This is a genomic window from Methylobacterium sp. AC315 (assembly GCF_979253755.1).
Genome location: NZ_CEEDEA010000002.1, coordinates 408,400 through 423,837, shown reverse-complemented (window position 1 = coordinate 423,837; position 15,438 = coordinate 408,400). Strand labels below are relative to the sequence as shown.

Sequence of the window (15,438 nt, the reverse complement as noted above, 5' to 3'; positions counted from 1 at the left end):
GCGCTCGAACGGGGCGCGGCGCCGGATCTTTTTCAGGACACGATGGCCCGGCGCGGGGCGATCGGCGTCAACAAGGAGCGGATCATGAACCAAGAGGTCATGAACCTTTTCAACCAGCAGGCCACACCGGTCAGCTTCGATCAGATCAAGATTTCGATCTCGTCGCCGGAGAAGATCCTCTCCTGGTCGTACGGTGAGATCAAGAAGCCCGAGACCATCAACTACCGGACCTTCAAGCCCGAGCGCGACGGCCTGTTCTGCGCGCGCATCTTCGGGCCGATCAAGGATTACGAGTGCTTGTGCGGCAAGTACAAGCGCATGAAGTACAAGGGCGTCATCTGTGAGAAGTGCGGCGTCGAGGTGACGCTGGCGCGCGTCCGGCGCGACCGCATGGGCCATATCGAGCTGGCCGCCCCGGTCGCCCATATCTGGTTCCTGAAGTCGCTGCCCTCGCGCATCGGCCTCCTGCTCGACATGGCCCTCAAGGACCTCGAGCGGATCCTGTACTTCGAGTCCTACTGCGTCATCGAGCCGGGCCTCACCCCCCTCAAGGAGCGTCAGCTCCTGTCGGAGGAGGAGTACCTGCGCGCCCAGGAGGAGTACGGCGAGGACAGCTTCACCGCCATGATCGGCGCCGAGGCCATCCGCCGGATCCTTCAGGAACTCGACCTCGACAAGATCGCCAACGATCTGCGCGAGGAGATCGCGGTCACCACCTCGGAGCTGAAGCCGAAGAAGCTCCTGAAGCGCCTCAAGATCATCGAGGCGTTCCAGATGTCCGGCAACAAGCCGGAGTGGATGATCCTCACCGTCGTCCCGGTGATCCCGCCGGACCTGCGCCCGCTGGTCCCGCTGGATGGCGGCCGCTTCGCCACCTCCGACCTGAACGACCTCTACCGCCGTGTCATCAACCGCAACAACCGCCTGAAGCGGCTGATCGAACTGCGCGCCCCCGACATCATCATCCGCAACGAGAAGCGGATGCTGCAGGAGGCGGTGGACGCGCTGTTCGACAACGGCCGCCGCGGCCGGGTCATCACGGGTGCCAACAAGCGCCCGCTGAAGTCGCTCGCCGACATGCTGAAGGGCAAGCAGGGCCGGTTCCGCCAGAACCTGCTCGGCAAGCGCGTCGATTACTCGGGTCGTTCGGTCATCGTGGTCGGCCCCGAGCTGAAGCTGCACCAGTGCGGCCTGCCGAAGAAGATGGCGCTCGAGCTGTTCAAGCCGTTCATCTACGCGCGGCTGGACGCCAAGGGCTTCTCCGCAACGGTGAAGCAGGCGAAGAAGCTGGTCGAGAAGGAGAAGCCGGAGGTCTGGGACATCCTCGATGAGGTGATCCGCGAGCACCCGGTGATGCTGAACCGCGCGCCGACCCTGCACCGCCTCGGCATCCAGGCCTTCGAGCCGAAGCTGATCGAGGGCAAGGCGATCCAGCTGCACCCGCTGGTCTGCGCCGCGTTCAACGCCGACTTCGACGGCGACCAGATGGCCGTGCACGTCCCGCTGTCGCTCGAGGCGCAGCTGGAAGCCCGCGTCCTGATGATGTCGACCAACAACATCCTGCACCCGGCCAACGGTCAGCCGATCATCGTGCCGTCGCAGGATATCGTGCTCGGCCTCTACTACCTGTCGATCGTGGCCGAGGGCTCGAAGGGGGCGTTCAATCCGGACAATCCCAAGAACCCGATGCAGGGCGTCTTCGGGGACATGGGCGAGCTGGAGCATGCGCTCGCGGCCAAGACCGTGTCGCTGCACACCAAGATCAAGTGGCGCTGGACCGGTATCGGCCCGGACGGCGAGCCGCTGACCAAGACCTACGACACCACGCCCGGCCGGGTGATCCTGTCCGGCGCGCTGCCGAAGCACGCCAAGGTTCCCTACGACGTCGTCAACAAGCTGATGACCAAGAAGGAGATCTCGGCGATGATCGACACCGTCTACCGCCACTGCGGTCAGAAGGAGTCGGTGATCTTCTGTGATCGGATCATGGGCCTCGGCTTCAACCACGCGTTCAAGGCCGGCATCTCGTTCGGCAAGGACGACATGGTCGTGCCGGACAACAAGTGGTCGATCGTCGACACCACGCGCACGCTCGTGAAGGACTACGAGCAGCAGTACAACGACGGCCTGATCACCCAGGGCGAGAAGTACAACAAGGTCGTGGATGCCTGGGCCAAGTGCTCGGACAAGCTGGCCGCCGAGATGATGAACCGCATCTCGAGCGTCCAGAAGGACGAGAACGGCGCCGACAAGCAGGTCAACTCGATCTACATGATGAGCCACTCGGGCGCCCGTGGTTCGCCCGCCCAGATGAAGCAGCTCGCCGCCATGCGCGGCCTGATGGCCAAGCCCTCGGGCGAGATCATCGAGACGCCGATCATCTCGAACTTCAAGGAAGGTCTGGACGTGCTGGAGTACTTCAACTCCACGCACGGTGCCCGTAAGGGCCTCGCCGACACCGCCCTGAAGACTGCCAACTCCGGCTACCTGACCCGCCGCCTCGTCGACGTAGCTCAGGACGCGGTCATCCGCGAGGTCGATTGCGGCACGACCAACGGCATCAAGATGCGCGCCATCGTGGATGCCGGCCAGGTCGTGGCGACGCTGGCGACCCGCATCCTCGGCCGCGCCACGGCCGAAGATCTGGTCTCGGCCGACGGCACGGTGATCGTGAAGACCGGCGAGACCATCGAGGAGCGGCACCTGCCGGCCATCCAGGCTGCGGGCATCCAGGAGGTGAAGATCCGCTCCGTGCTGGTCTGCGCCACACGGAGCGGCGTCTGCGCCACCTGCTACGGGCGCGATCTCGCCCGCGGCACGCCCGTCAACATGGGCGAGGCAGTCGGCGTCATCGCGGCGCAGTCGATCGGCGAGCCGGGCACCCAGCTCACCATGCGCACCTTCCACATCGGTGGTGCGGCGCAGATCGCCGACTCGTCGTTCATCGAGTCGAGCTTCGAGGGCACGATCAAGATCCGCAACCGCGCGATCGCCAAGAACACCGATGGCGACTTGATCGCCACCGGCCGGAACGTGGCGGTCGTGATCGTCGGGTCGGACGGGGTCGAGCGGGCGGTCCACCGCCTGCAATACGGCGCCAAGCTCCGGGTCGACGAGGGCGACAAGATCAAGCGCGGCCAGCGGATCGCCGAGTGGGACCCCTACACCCGTCCGATCCTCACCGAGGTCGACGGCATCGTGGCCTACGAGGATCTGGTCGATGGCCAGTCCATGACCGAGACAACCGACGAATCGACCGGCATCGCCAAGCGCGTCGTCGTCGACTGGCGCGGTTCTGCCCGGACCTCGGACTTGAAGCCCGCCATGGTGGTGGTGGACCGGGACGGAAAGCCCGTGAAGCTGCCGCGCGGCTCGGATGCCCGCTACTTCCTGCCCGTCGACGCCATCATCGGCTTCGATCCGGGCGGCAAGGTGCAGGCCGGCGACATCCTGGCCCGCGTCTCGACCGACTCGGCCAAGACCCGCGACATCACCGGCGGTCTGCCGCGGGTGGCGGAGCTGTTCGAGGCACGGCGCCCGAAGGACGCGGCGATCATCGCCGAGAAGTCGGGCACCATCGCGTTCGGCCGCGACTACAAGAACAAGCGCCGGCTCACGCTGACGCCGCATGACGGCTCGGAGGCGGTGGAATACTTGATCCCGAAGGGCAAGCACATCCACCTGCAGGACGGCGACGTGGTGGAGCTCGGCGACTACATCGTCGACGGAAACCCGGCGCCGCACGACATCCTGGCGATCAAGGGCGTGGAGGAACTCGCGGCCTACCTCGTCAACGAGATCCAGGAGGTCTACCGGCTTCAGGGCGTGTCGATCAACGACAAGCACATCGAGGTGATCGTCCGGCAGATGCTGCAGAAGGTCGAAGTGACCGACGGCGGCGACTCGGACATCCTGGCGGGCGACCAGATCGACCGCACGGAGCTGACCGAGTTCAACGAGAAGCTGCTCGCCGAGGGCAAGAAGCCGATCCAGGGCGTCCCCGTCCTGCTCGGCATCACCAAGGCGTCCCTGCAGACGAAGTCGTTCATCTCGGCGGCCTCGTTCCAGGAGACGACTCGGGTGCTCACCGAGGCGGCGGTCAACGGCAAGGTCGACCATCTGGAAGGCCTCAAGGAGAACGTCATCGTCGGCTCGCTCATCCCGGCGGGCACGGGCTCGATGGTGGCCGACATCCGCGCTGTGGCGCGCCGGCGCGACGCGATGATCCTGCAGCAGAAGCAGGCCGGCAGCGCCGCGGATCCGATGGAAGGCCTGCCGCCCGCCGCCGAGTGATCGGTACGGGAGCGCAGACGCAAGGAGGGGCGGCCGAGAGGCCGCCCTTTCTTTTGCCGGCTTCGATCAGCCGGCCACGAAAACCAGCTCGGACGCCGCCTGCGCGCCGTTTCCGCGCAAGCGATGGGGCAGGCTGCCATCGTAGGTGCGCAATCGCCCACCCCGAGCGCGATGAGGCAGTCGGCCACCGCCAAGTCGGCGGCGGCGGCCGATTCCCCGAACAGTTCCGCCATCCGGGCACCGAGCGCCTGGGCGATCGCCTCCAGCGTCCCGACCGAGGGCGCTTTCTCGCCGCGCTCGATCCGGGACGGGTGTCCCTTGTGGATGCCGGCGGCGGCCGCCAGCGCTTTGAGGGTCAGACCGCGGCGGTGGCGGAAGGCGCGACGGCGACAAGCAAGCAGACCGGCGCCATCACGGCGGTCCCGAGAAGGCCGCGCACCAGTACGCGTTCGATCGTTACATCGGCTGTCGGCTGGAACTGCCGGAGGCGGAGCCGTCGCTCCTCGTGCGGCCCGGTGCCTTTGGCGAGAACCTGTCGACGTCCGGCCTGACCGAACGCCACATCTGCGTCGGCGACCTGTGGCGCGCCGGTTCGGCCCTGCTGCAAGTCAGCCAGGCCCTGCAGCCCTGCTGGAAGCTCAATCACCGCTTCGCCATCGCCGACATGGCCCACCGGGTCCAGGCGAGCGGGCGGACCGGCTGGTACTCCCGCATCGCCGAACCGGAGATGATTGTGCCGGGTGATCGCCTGCGCCTGATCGAACGTCCGCATCCGGTCTGGCCGCTCGCCCGGCTTCTGCGCGTCTTCTACGTGGACCGGCTGGATCGCGATGCTCTCGTGGGCATCGCCGATCTCGCTGCGCTGTCGCCGTCCTGGCGGGAGCTGGCCCGGCGGCGTGTCGACAGCGGCAGGGCCGAGGATTGGACGGGGTGGATCGAAACGCCCCGCGGTTGAGGGGGCGCGGGTCGGAATGCCGTCCCCATTCGGGTGTGCGTCCAAAGTCGCGCTTAACCCGACCTCAACCATGCCGGCGGATAAATCCCGGACCGCACCGGAACCGCCGTCATCGGTGGGCGGGATCGCGGATGGGGTTGAGTAAGACGGGTCTGTAGCCGTGGGCGTGAGACGAGGACGACGGGAATCGAGCCTGCGCTGGCTCTCGGCCGCCCTGACGCCCTGGATGGCGGGGCTCGGCCTGCTGGTCTCGTTCACGGCCGATGCCGGAACCGAGAACGCCATCGGCTCGAGCCGGCTCGGGGCGATCGACGCCTTCACGGTGCCGGCCCTGCCGCCCGGCACCGCGCTGATCGGGTCCGCCCTGCGGCGCAGCGCCGACGAGCCACTCCAGGGCGTGTTCAAGACCGGCGCCCACGTCTTCCCGGTTGTGCAGCGCCAGACCAAGGGTGACCCGTTCCGGCCGCCGGCCGCGAGTTTCGCCAGCCGCGCCGCCGCCTTGCGCGAGACCGGGGCCGCCCTGGTGTTCGGCGACGTGACCGGCAGCGTCAGCGGCGTGCTGAGCGCGGGTTCGGCGGTCTGGGACCCGGAGGCCGAGCCGGATGCCGGCTTCGTGCCGGTGCCCGATCTCGGCTTGACCACGGGGTCCGGCAGCGCCGCCTCCACGGGCGAGAGCAGCGCCGACCTGACCGGGGATGGCGAAACCGAGCGCCGCTACGACGGCTCGACCCCGCCGGTCCCCCGGGCGGTCGCCCTGTCGTCGACCACGCCTGCGCCCGCGGACGCGATCCCGATCGAGGTGGCGGCCGCCAGCCTGGCGCTGCCCGACTTCGCGATCCGCCCCGAGCGACCCGGGATCCTCCAGTCGGTCCCGGAGGATGCCAGCCGGCGCTACGCCGACCTGATCGACCCGGAATCCCTCGACAAGGAGCAGCGCTGCCTGTCGGAGGCGGTCTATTTCGAGGCCCGAAGCGAATCCGAGGCCGGCCGGGCCGCCGTGGCTCAGGTGGTGTTGAACCGCGTGAAGAGCGGCCTCTATCCGAGCAGCGTCTGCGGCGTCGTCTACCAGAACCGGCACCACTACATGGGCTGCCAGTTCTCCTTCGCCTGCGAGGGCAAGTCCCTGCGCATCACCGACGCGGGCGCATGGGAATCCGCCACCCGGATCGCCCGCTCGGTGATCGAGGGCCGGACCTACCTCGCCGAGGTCGGGGCGGCGACCCACTATCACGCCGACTACGTGCGGCCGGGCTGGGCGCGCCGCCTGCGCAAGATGGACGTCATCGGGCGGCACATTTTTTACCAGCTCAAGCCTGGGCAGACGTGAGGGTCTGTCGGCCGGAATGCCGGTCCTCGCCCTCATACTGAGGCGCAATGGGCTGGTGGAGCGCTGATCAGGCTCGGGGCGAGCCGCTGCCGGACCCCGTGGCGCCGCTTCTGGGGCAGCGTTAAGGATTAGCACCGATCTTCGATCGCATCTTACCTAGGTAGTGGATCGCTAAGCAGTCCAAACCGAGGGTTAATTTTACCTTCATTCCGAACTCTGCTTGCGAGTCGGGCAACGACTCTGGCCTGTAGTGCGTCGAGACCAGCGCCGCCTTTGCGCAGCATCTCGCCCGTACCGCGTACCAGAGGACTTCCATGACCGCGCCGGTCGCACGCTCCACCCTTCTCGCCGCCGCCTTCGGCGGCCTGCTGTTCGCAGCCCCCGCGCAGGCCGGCGGCTGCTACGGCTCCGCATGCTACCGCCACGTCACGACCCCGCCGGTCTTCGATACCGTGCAGGAGAACGTGCTGGTCCGGCCGCCACGCACGGTCTATCGCACCACGCCGCCGGTCTACGACACCGTGTCCGAGCGCGTGATGGTCGCCCCCGGCGGCCGCGTCTGGCAGACGAGCCGCGGCCCCGGCGGCGAGCTGATCGGCTGCTGGATCGATACGCCGCCGCGCTTCGCCGTGCGCAGCCGGACCGTCCTCGTGCGGCCCGCGCAGTCGATCCCCGAGACCATCCCGCCGGAATACGCCACCGTCAGCCGGCGCGTCCTGGTGGCGCCGGCCCGCTCCGGCTGGGTGCCGGCCGGCGGCGGGTACGGCGGTTATGCGGGTGGCTACCGCTCAGCCGCCTATGGCGGTCCCTTGGTCGGCTCGATCCCGGATGCCGTCGGCATCACCGGTGCGAGCTCCGCCGATATCGGCGTCGGCCTCGGCTTCTCCACGGGCAGCCGCTACGACGGCTACTGATCGGTCGATCGACGCCCTCGTCCTGGAGCGCGCCCCCGGGACGAGGCCTCGGCCTTTGACGGGGCTGCCTTGATTCCGGGCATCCCGGCGACACCTCTCCGTGGATAGACGGGAGGTGACGATGGGGACGTTCAAGGCCTGGGTGGTCGACAAGGGCGAGGCCGGGCAGAGCCTCGCGTTCCGCGATGTCGACGAGTCCGAGCTGATGGACGGTGACGTCACCGTCCGGGTGACCCACTCGACCCTCAACTACAAGGACGGGCTCGCCCTCACCGGGACATCGCCGGTGGTGCGCCGCTTTCCCATGATCCCGGGGATCGATTTCTCCGGGGTGGTCGAGACCTCGGATCACCCGGAGTACAAGCCCGGCGACGCCGTGGTCCTCACCGGCTGGGGTGTCGGCGAGACGCATCTCGGCGCCTATGCGCAGCGTGCCCGGGTCAAGGGCGACTGGCTGGTGCCGCTGCCCGAGGGGCTCAGCTCCGAACAGGCCATGGCGATCGGTACGGCCGGTTACACCGCGATGCTGGCCCGGATGGCCCTCGACGCCCACGGGCTGACGCCGGCGCACGGGCCGGCGATCGTCACCGGGGCGTCGGGCGGTGTCGGATCGGTGGCGGTGGCGCTCCTGGCGCGGGCCGGCTGGCACGTGATCGCCTCCACGGGGCGGGACGGCGAGGCCGATTACCTCAAGGGCCTCGGCGCCGCCGAGATCCTCGACCGCACGGAACTGTCCAAGCCCGGCAAGCCGCTCGGCAAGGAGCGGTGGGCGGCCGGCATCGACGCGGTCGGCTCCACCACCCTGGCCAACGTGCTGGCCCAGACCCGCTCCGACGGCGCAGTCGCGGCCTGCGGGCTGGCCCAGGGCATGGACCTGCCGACCTCCGTGGCGCCGTTCATCCTGCGCGGCGTCTCGCTCCTCGGGATCAACAGCGTCACCACCCCGCAGGCGAAGCGCCGCACGGCCTGGGCGCGCCTGGCCCGGGACCTCGATCTCGACAAGCTCGCCAGCATGACGCGCCGGGTCAGCCTGGAGGAGGTCGGCCGGCTCGGGCCGGAGATCCTGGCCGGCCGGATCCGCGGGCGGACCGTGGTGGAGGTCGGCTGAAGCTTCGCCTGGAACCCTTGCCGTTCCCGCCGCATTGCATCTCTTATGAGCGTAGCATTCGTCAAAGAGCCCGAGGGCGGGGAAGCCTTCGAGAATCTGCCCGACCGTCCCATCTCGCCGCACACGAACTTCGTCACGCCGGACGGCCTGACGCAGATCGAGGCCGAGGTCGCGCGTCTGGAGCGGGAACTCGGTACCCTGGATCACGCCGACAAGGCGGAGGATTCCCGGATCGGGCGGGATCTGCGGTACTGGCTCGCCCGCAAGAACACCGCGCAGGTGGTCGAGCCGATCGACGGCCAGACGGTGCATTTCGGCGCCACCGTCACGATCCTGCGCGAGGACGAATCTGGGAAAGAGACGAAGCAGACCTTCCGCATTGTCGGCGAGGACGAGGCCGACCCGCACAAGGGCTCGATCTCCTACGTGGCCCCGCTCGCTCAGGCGATCACCGGCAAGAGCGTGGGTGACGTGGTCGAGGTCAACGGCAGCGAAGTCGAGGTCGTCGAGATCCGCGCCTGAACCTTAACGGCCCTCGAAGCGGGCCCGGAGCGGCAGGATCGCCTCGGCGAGATGCTCCATGAAGGCCCGGACCCGTCCGGCATGGCGCAGGTCGGGGTGGGTCAGAACCCAGAGGTCCGCCCCGATCTCCGGGTGTGGGCCGGAGAGCCGGCGCAGGGCGGGATCGGTATCCGCCTCGAAACACGGCAGCGGCCCGATCCCCAGTCCGGTCGTCACCGCTTCCTTCAGCCCCGTCACCGTGTTGATCCGCAGGCGAACTTTCTCCGGCGGTGCCCGCGTCTGGAGGAAGGATGCGAACAGGCCGCCCCCCACCGTCGAACCTGGAACCACCCAGGCTTCGTCGGCGAGATCGCCATAGGTCTGCCCGGCGCGTCCGTAGATGGCCCAGGCGAGACCGGTGAGACGGCGCCCGACCAGGGACTCGCTCGGGCTCCGGCTCGCGCGGATCGCCACGTCGGCGTCCCGGCGCGATAGGTTCAGCGCTTCCTCGGCCAGGATCAGGTCGATACGGATCTCCGGGTAGCGTGCGCAGAACGACGCCAGGATCGGCATCAGGATCCCGGTCGCGAAGTTCACCGGCGCCGTCACGCGCAACTCCCCGGAGGGCGTCTGCCCTTGGCCGGCGACCGTGCGGGAGAACCGGGTCACGTCGGTCTCGATCCGGCCGGCCGCCTCGATCATCGCCACGCCGGCCGGGGTCGGCACGTAGCCGGTGCGCAGGCGCTCGAACAGGCGCACGTCGAGCCGGGCCTCGATCGAACCGAGGCGCCGGAACGCCGTGGAATGATTGATCCCGAGCTGCGTCGCGGCCGCGGTCAGGCCGCCCCGGTCGGCGACGGCTTTCACGAAGCGGAACTCGTCCCAGTCGAGCGACACGCCCGCCTCCTTGCATCCCTGCAAGGGCGTTCTTGCGTGGCGGGGCATTTTTGCAAAGCACAAAACGCGCGATGGAGATGCCACCGCGCCGCCCGGAGGATCTCAGCGGCGCTCCGCAACCCGAGACGGGAGATCGTTCGATGGCCAAGGTCCTGGTGCTGTACTACTCGACCTACGGACACGTGGAGCAGATGGCGTATGCCGTCGCCGAGGGCGCCCGGGAGGCCGGCGCCGAGGCGGTTGTGAAGCGCGTGCCGGAGCTGGTGCCTGAGGAGGTCGCCCGGCAGAACCACTTCAAGCTCGATCAGACCGCGCCGATCGCCACTGTGGATGAGCTGCCCCAGTACGATGCGATCATCTTCGGGACGCCGACCCGCTACGGCAACATGGCCGCGCAGATGAAGCAGTTCATCGACCAGACCGGCGGCCTGTGGATGAAGGGTGCGCTGGTCGGCAAGGTCGGCTCGGTCTTCACCTCCACGGCCTCGCAGCACGGCGGCCAGGAGACGACGCTGACGAGCTTCCACACCGTGCTGTTCCACCACGGCATGGTGGTGGTCGGCCTGCCCTACGCGTTCCCGGGCCAGGTGGGCGTCGAGGCGGTCAAGGGCAACACGCCCTACGGCGCCAGCACGATCGCGGACGGCGACGGCTCGCGCCAGCCGAGCGCGGTGGAGCTGGACGGGGCCCGGTTCCAGGGCCGCCACGTGGCCGGGATCGCAGCCAAGCTGGCCTGACAGGACAGCGCAAGAAAAAAGGCTCGGATTGCTCCGAGCCTTGAAGGAAAAAGGCCATTTGGGGGCTGAGAAGGCCTTCGTGAGCAGTGAACGGGTCGCGGCGTCATCTGTTCCACGGCGCCGATAAAAATAACCGTCGCCCTCAACGGGGTGCGGCGGCGCGGGCAAGGCGGTCGCGGATCGCCTCGCCCAGGCCGTCCGGGGGGATCGGCACCACCGCGATGGTGGCGGCCCCGGAGGTATCGAGCGTGCGCAGCGCCCCGAACAGGCGGGACGCCGCCTCCGCCGGATCGCCTGCCGGGCTCAGGTTCAGGCTCGCGCGGGCCTCGGCGTGGCCCTCGGGCCGCCCGGCCCCGAACAGCAGCACGGCCTCGCCGGGCTCGACGCGCGTCACGTCGAGGCGCACCCGCGCCCGGGGCGCGTAATGCGAGGCGAGCATGCCGGGGCCCGCCGGCCGCTCGGCATCGTCCATCACGGGACCCACCGGCTCGAAGCCCAGCACGGCGCGCAGCGCCGCCCGGGTGATCCCGCCCGGGCGCAGCAGGCGCGGGATGCCGTCGAGACACGCCACGACCGTCGATTCGACGCCCACCTGCGTGTCCCCGCCATCGAGCAGGGCGGCGATCCGCCCGGCGAGGTCGTCGAGCACGTGATCGGCCCGGGTCGGGCTGACGCGGCCCGAGCGGTTGGCCGAGGGCGCCGCCACCGGACGGCCGACGGCCTCCAGCAGGGCGCGGGCGGTCGGATGTCCGGGGACCCGCAGGGCGACGCTGGACAGGCCGGCCCGGGCGAGGTCGCAGACCCGCGTACCCGGTCCGGCCGGAACCACGAGGGTCAGGGGCCCCGGCCAGAACGCCGCGGCGAGGCGCTGCGCGGATCCGTCGAAGCGGCCCTCGGCGAGCGCCGCATCGATGTCGGCCAGGTGGGCGATCAACGGGTTGAAGCGCGGCCGCTCCTTGGCGGCGAAGATCCGCGCCACCGCGGCGGCGTCGGTGGCGTCGGCGCCGAGCCCGTAGACCGTCTCGGTGGGGAAGGCCACGAGCTCGCCCGCCCGCAGCAGCGCCGCGGCCTGGGCGAGGCCGGCGGCGTCGGGGTCGAGCCGCCGGGTCGCGGCCGGGACCGTTGACCCGGGATCGTTCATGCGGGAAGCCGTCGCGAAGTGATGGCGGCGCGCCCGTCGCGCGCCTATCCTGTGGGCCGCCGTAGCCCCGGTGCCCGGGCGCGGTCAAACCCGCCCCGGGCTGAACGCATGGGCGGCCGACAGGGGCGGCCGAGAGGAGCGACGACCCGATGAGCTACCGCGCCCCCGTTCCCGAGATGCTGTTCACCCTCCGGCACGTGGCCGGGCTGGACGGATTCGACCCGGCCGACGCTGAGGCGATCCTCACCGAGGCGGGGCGGATCGCCGGCCAGGTGCTGGCGCCGCTGAACCGGGTCGGCGACCGGCACGGCACCCCGTTTGCCGACGGATCCGTCACCACGCCCCCCGGCTGGCGCGCGGCCTACCGCACCTTCACGGACGGGGGCTGGAACGGCCTCTCGGCCGAGGCCGACCATGGCGGCCAGGGCCTGCCGAAGCTGGTCGAGGCCGCCTGCACCGAGATGTGGAACGGCGCCAACCTCGCCTTCGGCCTCTGCCCGCTGCTCACCCAGGGCGGCATCGAGGCACTCGCGGCCCACGGCTCCGAGGACCTGAAGGCGCGCTACTTGGAAAAGCTCATCACCGGCGAATGGCCCGCCACCATGAACCTGACCGAGCCGCAGGCGGGCTCGGACCTCGCCCTGCTGCGCACCCGGGCCGAGCGCGCCGGCGACGGCACCTACCGGATCACCGGAGCCAAGATCTACATCACCTACGGCGAGCACGACCTGGCGGACAACATCGTCCACCTCGTGCTGGCCCGCCTGCCCGACGCGCCGGCCGGCACCCGCGGCATCTCGCTGTTCCTTGTGCCCAAGGTGCTGCCGGACGGGTCCGTCAACGACCTGCGCTGCTCCGGCGTCGAGCACAAGCTCGGCATCCACGCCTCGCCCACCTGCTCGATGGCCTTCGGCGACACCGGCGGCGCAGTCGGCTGGCTGATCGGGCAGGAGAACAAGGGGCTGGCCTGCATGTTCACGATGATGAACGCGGCCCGGCTCAATGTCGGCCTGCAGGGCGTCGGCGTCGCCGAGGCCGCGACCCAGCGGGCGCTCGCCTACGCGCAGGAGCGCCGGCAGGGCCGGGCGGTGGGCGCGGCCGAGCCGACGAGCCCGATCGTCGCGCATCCGGACGTGCAGCGGATGCTGCTGACCATGAAGGCCTATACGGCGGCGGCGCGCGGGATCTGCTACCTCACGGCCGCCGCGCTCGACGCTTCCCGGGGCCCGGAGGGGCAGGCCGCCCTCGACCGGGCCTCCCTGCTGACCCCGGTGGCCAAGGCCTTCTCGACGGATCTCGCCAACGAGGTGACCTCGCTCGGCGTGCAGGTCCATGGCGGCATGGGCTTCGTCGAGGAGACCGGCGCGGCCCAGCTGATGCGCGACGCCCGCATCCTCGGCATCTACGAGGGTACCAACGGTATCCAGGCCATCGACCTCACCGCCCGCAAGCTGCCGCTGAACGGCGGCGCGACAGTCCGGTCGCAGATCGCCTGGATGCGGCGGGCCGCGGAGGGGCTGCTCAAGGCGGGCGATCCCGCCTTCGGTCACATGGCGGCGCGGCTGCGCGACGGGATCGGCAGCCTCGACCGGGCGACCAGCCACCAGCTCGCGGCGCTGACCTCCAACCGCCCGAACGCGGCGCTCGCCGGCGCGACCCCGTATCTGCGCCTGTTCGGCCTCGCCCTCGGCGGCGCCTGCCTCGCCCGCAGCGCGCTCGCGGCCGCCGCCGACCTGAAGGCCGGCGAGACGGACCCGGCCCTGGCCGCCCGGATCGCGCTGGCCCGGTTCTACGCCGAGAATCTTCTGGTAGCCTCGGGTGGGCTTGAGCAGAGCGTCGTCGAAGGCGGGACCTTCACCGACGATGCCGCGCTGGCGCTGGCGGTTTGAGGGGGCGGACATGGCCGACACCATCGCGATCACCGACCTCGAAGGCGGCGTCCGCCTGATCACCCTGAACCGGCCGGAGAAGAAGAACGCCCTCACGGGGGCGATGTACGACGCGATGCGCGCGGCCCTGGCGGAGGCGGATGCGTCCGAGGGCATCGGCGCCGTGGTGTTCGCCGGGCAGCCCGGGATGTTCAGCGCCGGCAACGACCTCGCCGACTTCATGGGCAGCGCCGCGGGCGGTTTCAGCGCCTCGCCGGCCCTGGCCTTCATCCGCCAGCTCGCCCGCACCCGCACGCCGATGGTGGCGGCGATCGACGGGATTGCGGTCGGCATCGGGGCGACGCTCAGCCTGCATTGCGACCTCGTCTATGCCAGCCCGGCGGCGCGGCTGCGCATGCCGTTCGTGGAACTCGGCCTCGTGCCGGAGGCGGCCTCGAGCTACCTGCTGCCCCGGCGGGTCGGGCGCCTCAAGGCGACGGAGCTGCTGCTCCTGTCCAGCCCGCTCGACGCCGACGAGGCGCTGGCACTGGGCCTCGTCAACGCGGTGCTGCCGGCCGACATGCTTCTGGAGCAGGCCATCGCCCAGGCGGCCAAGCTCGCGGCCCTGCCGCGCGGCGCGCTGGCGGCGTCCCGGGCGCTGATCCGCGGTGACCAGGCGCAGGTCGAAGCGGCCCTGGAGGCGGAGGCGCGGGCCTTCGACGCGCAGCTGCGCTCGCCCGAATCCCAGGAGCGGCTCGCGGCCTTCCTGACGCGTGCCAAGCCCGCCGCGTCGGCGTGAGCACGCCCCCCGATCTGTCCCACAAGATCTGCCTGGTCGCCGGTGCCTCCCGGGGCGTCGGGCGGGGCCTGGCCCGGGCCCTCGGCGAGGCCGGGGCCACCGTGATCGTCACCGCCCGCTCCAGCGAGACCGGCCCGCGCACCGAGATGCGGCCGGAATCGATCGAGGACACCGCCCGCCTCGTCGATGCAGCCGGCGGGCGCGGCCATCACTACCTCTGCGACCACCGCTCGGAGCGGGCCACGGATGAGCTGATTCATTGGGCGCTGCGCCGGTTCGGGCGGATCGATGTCGCGGCCTGCAGCGTCTGGGGCGGCAACGAGGGCTACGACGGCGAGCGCTACCCGGACGGGGCCGGCTGGGGCACGCCGTTCTGGCGCCGGTCGGCCGAACCGTATCTGGGGTTCCTCCAGGCCGGGCCGCTGCCGGCGCTGCTGCTCGCCCGGGCGGTCGCCCCGTCCATGGTGGCGGCGCGGTCCGGCTTGATCGCGCTGGTCTCGTTCGGGACCGAGGATTACCTCGGCGACGTGTTCTACGATTCCGCCAAGGCCGCGACCAACCGGCTGGCGCTCGCCTTCGGGCAGGACCTCGCGCCCTACGGCGTGACCGCGCTCGGCCTCTCGCCGGGCTTCGTCGCCACCGAGCGGGCCCGGGATCTCGGGCAGGACGAGCGGGCCACCGAGGGGCCGCTCTATGCCGGCCGGGCGCTCGCCGCCTTGGCCGCCGACCCAGACGTCGCCACCCGGGCCGGAGCCGTGCTGCACGCGGGCGACCTCGCCCGGATCTACGGCTTCAGCGATGCCGACGGCACCCAGCCGGAGCGCTTCCGCGTCGGGCCCTGACCGCCCCGCCGAAACCGGTTCGACCCGCCGCGGGAGCGAAAAACGGCCTTAATTCT

At 70.2% G+C, this 15,438-nt stretch carries 12 protein-coding genes and 2 pseudogenes; 11 read left to right on the top strand and 3 right to left on the bottom strand.

What is annotated here, in order from left to right:
- The first annotated feature begins 84 nt into the window (after positions 1-84).
- Positions 85-4,293, top strand: a complete 4,209-nt coding sequence (rpoC, locus tag AC0IY0_RS04755; protein ID WP_147908996.1) for a DNA-directed RNA polymerase subunit beta' — start codon at positions 85-87, stop codon at positions 4,291-4,293.
- A gap of 230 nt (positions 4,294-4,523) precedes the next feature.
- On the opposite strand, the pseudogene AC0IY0_RS04750 reads toward rpoC, so the two are convergent.
- Positions 4,524-4,694 (bottom strand): annotated as a pseudogene (locus tag AC0IY0_RS04750) (helix-turn-helix domain-containing protein); the annotation flags it as partial.
- Between the two features lie 11 nt (positions 4,695-4,705).
- Between AC0IY0_RS04750 and AC0IY0_RS04745 the strand changes: the two are divergent.
- The 6 genes and pseudogenes from AC0IY0_RS04745 to greA all read left to right on the top strand — a co-directional run.
- A pseudogene (locus AC0IY0_RS04745) lies at positions 4,706-5,032 on the top strand (MOSC domain-containing protein); the annotation flags it as partial.
- A complete protein-coding gene (locus AC0IY0_RS04740; protein WP_471763228.1) occupies positions 5,021-5,248 on the top strand; it encodes a 3-alpha domain-containing protein in 228 nt (75 codons plus the stop codon). The pseudogene AC0IY0_RS04745 and the gene AC0IY0_RS04740, both read left to right, overlap by 12 nt.
- Positions 5,249-5,474: 226 nt before the next feature.
- Positions 5,475-6,575 carry a cell wall hydrolase gene (locus tag AC0IY0_RS04735; protein WP_471763227.1) on the top strand — a complete coding sequence of 367 codons (1,101 nt, stop codon included), beginning with the start codon at positions 5,475-5,477 and terminating at the stop codon, positions 6,573-6,575.
- A gap of 314 nt (positions 6,576-6,889) precedes the next feature.
- The gene (locus AC0IY0_RS04730) at positions 6,890-7,489 is read left to right on the top strand and encodes a hypothetical protein (protein WP_147908994.1); all 600 of its coding nucleotides are present in this window, start codon (positions 6,890-6,892) and stop codon (positions 7,487-7,489) included.
- A 121-nt stretch (positions 7,490-7,610) separates the two neighbouring features.
- A complete protein-coding gene (gene acuI / locus AC0IY0_RS04725; RefSeq protein WP_471763186.1) occupies positions 7,611-8,597 on the top strand; it encodes an acrylyl-CoA reductase (NADPH) in 987 nt (328 codons plus the stop codon).
- 45 nt (positions 8,598-8,642) lie between these two features.
- Positions 8,643-9,119: a transcription elongation factor GreA gene (gene greA / locus AC0IY0_RS04720; protein ID WP_147908992.1), complete on the top strand. Its 477-nt coding sequence runs from the start codon at positions 8,643-8,645 to the stop codon at positions 9,117-9,119.
- 3 nt (positions 9,120-9,122) lie between these two features.
- On the opposite strand, the gene AC0IY0_RS04715 is transcribed toward greA, so the two are convergent.
- The gene (locus AC0IY0_RS04715; protein ID WP_471763185.1) at positions 9,123-9,995 is read right to left on the bottom strand and encodes a LysR family transcriptional regulator; all 873 of its coding nucleotides are present in this window, start codon (positions 9,993-9,995) and stop codon (positions 9,123-9,125) included.
- A 140-nt stretch (positions 9,996-10,135) separates the two neighbouring features.
- Between AC0IY0_RS04715 and wrbA the strand changes: the two genes are divergently transcribed.
- Positions 10,136-10,732, top strand: a complete 597-nt coding sequence (gene wrbA / locus AC0IY0_RS04710; protein WP_419829030.1) for an NAD(P)H:quinone oxidoreductase — start codon at positions 10,136-10,138, stop codon at positions 10,730-10,732.
- A 142-nt stretch (positions 10,733-10,874) separates the two neighbouring features.
- On the opposite strand, the gene AC0IY0_RS04705 is transcribed toward wrbA, so the two are convergent.
- Positions 10,875-11,873: an L-threonylcarbamoyladenylate synthase gene (locus tag AC0IY0_RS04705; RefSeq protein WP_471763184.1), complete on the bottom strand. Its 999-nt coding sequence runs from the start codon at positions 11,871-11,873 to the stop codon at positions 10,875-10,877.
- A gap of 149 nt (positions 11,874-12,022) precedes the next feature.
- Here AC0IY0_RS04705 and AC0IY0_RS04700 point away from each other — a divergent pair, with 149 nt between their 5' ends.
- Genes AC0IY0_RS04700 through AC0IY0_RS04690 form a run of 3 tightly spaced genes read left to right on the top strand, consistent with a single transcriptional unit; the run spans position 12,023 to position 15,382 of the window.
- Positions 12,023-13,762 carry an acyl-CoA dehydrogenase gene (locus AC0IY0_RS04700; protein WP_471763183.1) on the top strand — a complete coding sequence of 580 codons (1,740 nt, stop codon included), beginning with the start codon at positions 12,023-12,025 and terminating at the stop codon, positions 13,760-13,762.
- A gap of 10 nt (positions 13,763-13,772) precedes the next feature.
- Positions 13,773-14,540, top strand: coding sequence for an enoyl-CoA hydratase-related protein (locus AC0IY0_RS04695; protein ID WP_147908987.1), 768 nt, complete (start codon positions 13,773-13,775; stop codon positions 14,538-14,540).
- A complete protein-coding gene (locus tag AC0IY0_RS04690) occupies positions 14,537-15,382 on the top strand; it encodes an SDR family NAD(P)-dependent oxidoreductase (protein ID WP_187193521.1) in 846 nt (281 codons plus the stop codon). Before AC0IY0_RS04695 ends, AC0IY0_RS04690 begins: the two co-directional genes overlap by 4 nt.
- Positions 15,383-15,438 lie beyond the last annotated feature (56 nt).

What these genes read in the sequence shown, in the direction of transcription:
- AC0IY0_RS04705 (WP_471763184.1), bottom strand. Translation starts at nt 11,873, where the DNA reads ATGAACGATCCCGGGTCAACGGTCCCGGCCGCGACCCGGCGGCTCGAC.
- rpoC (WP_147908996.1), top strand. Translation starts at nt 85, where the DNA reads ATGAACCAAGAGGTCATGAACCTTTTCAACCAGCAGGCCACACCGGTC.
- AC0IY0_RS04695 (WP_147908987.1), top strand. Translation starts at nt 13,773, where the DNA reads ATGGCCGACACCATCGCGATCACCGACCTCGAAGGCGGCGTCCGCCTG.
- greA (WP_147908992.1), top strand. Translation starts at nt 8,643, where the DNA reads ATGAGCGTAGCATTCGTCAAAGAGCCCGAGGGCGGGGAAGCCTTCGAG.
- AC0IY0_RS04700 (WP_471763183.1), top strand. Translation starts at nt 12,023, where the DNA reads ATGAGCTACCGCGCCCCCGTTCCCGAGATGCTGTTCACCCTCCGGCAC.
- AC0IY0_RS04730 (WP_147908994.1), top strand. Translation starts at nt 6,890, where the DNA reads ATGACCGCGCCGGTCGCACGCTCCACCCTTCTCGCCGCCGCCTTCGGC.
- wrbA (WP_419829030.1), top strand. Translation starts at nt 10,136, where the DNA reads ATGGCCAAGGTCCTGGTGCTGTACTACTCGACCTACGGACACGTGGAG.
- AC0IY0_RS04735 (WP_471763227.1), top strand. Translation starts at nt 5,475, where the DNA reads ATGGCGGGGCTCGGCCTGCTGGTCTCGTTCACGGCCGATGCCGGAACC.
- AC0IY0_RS04740 (WP_471763228.1), top strand. Translation starts at nt 5,021, where the DNA reads ATGATTGTGCCGGGTGATCGCCTGCGCCTGATCGAACGTCCGCATCCG.
- acuI (WP_471763186.1), top strand. Translation starts at nt 7,611, where the DNA reads ATGGGGACGTTCAAGGCCTGGGTGGTCGACAAGGGCGAGGCCGGGCAG.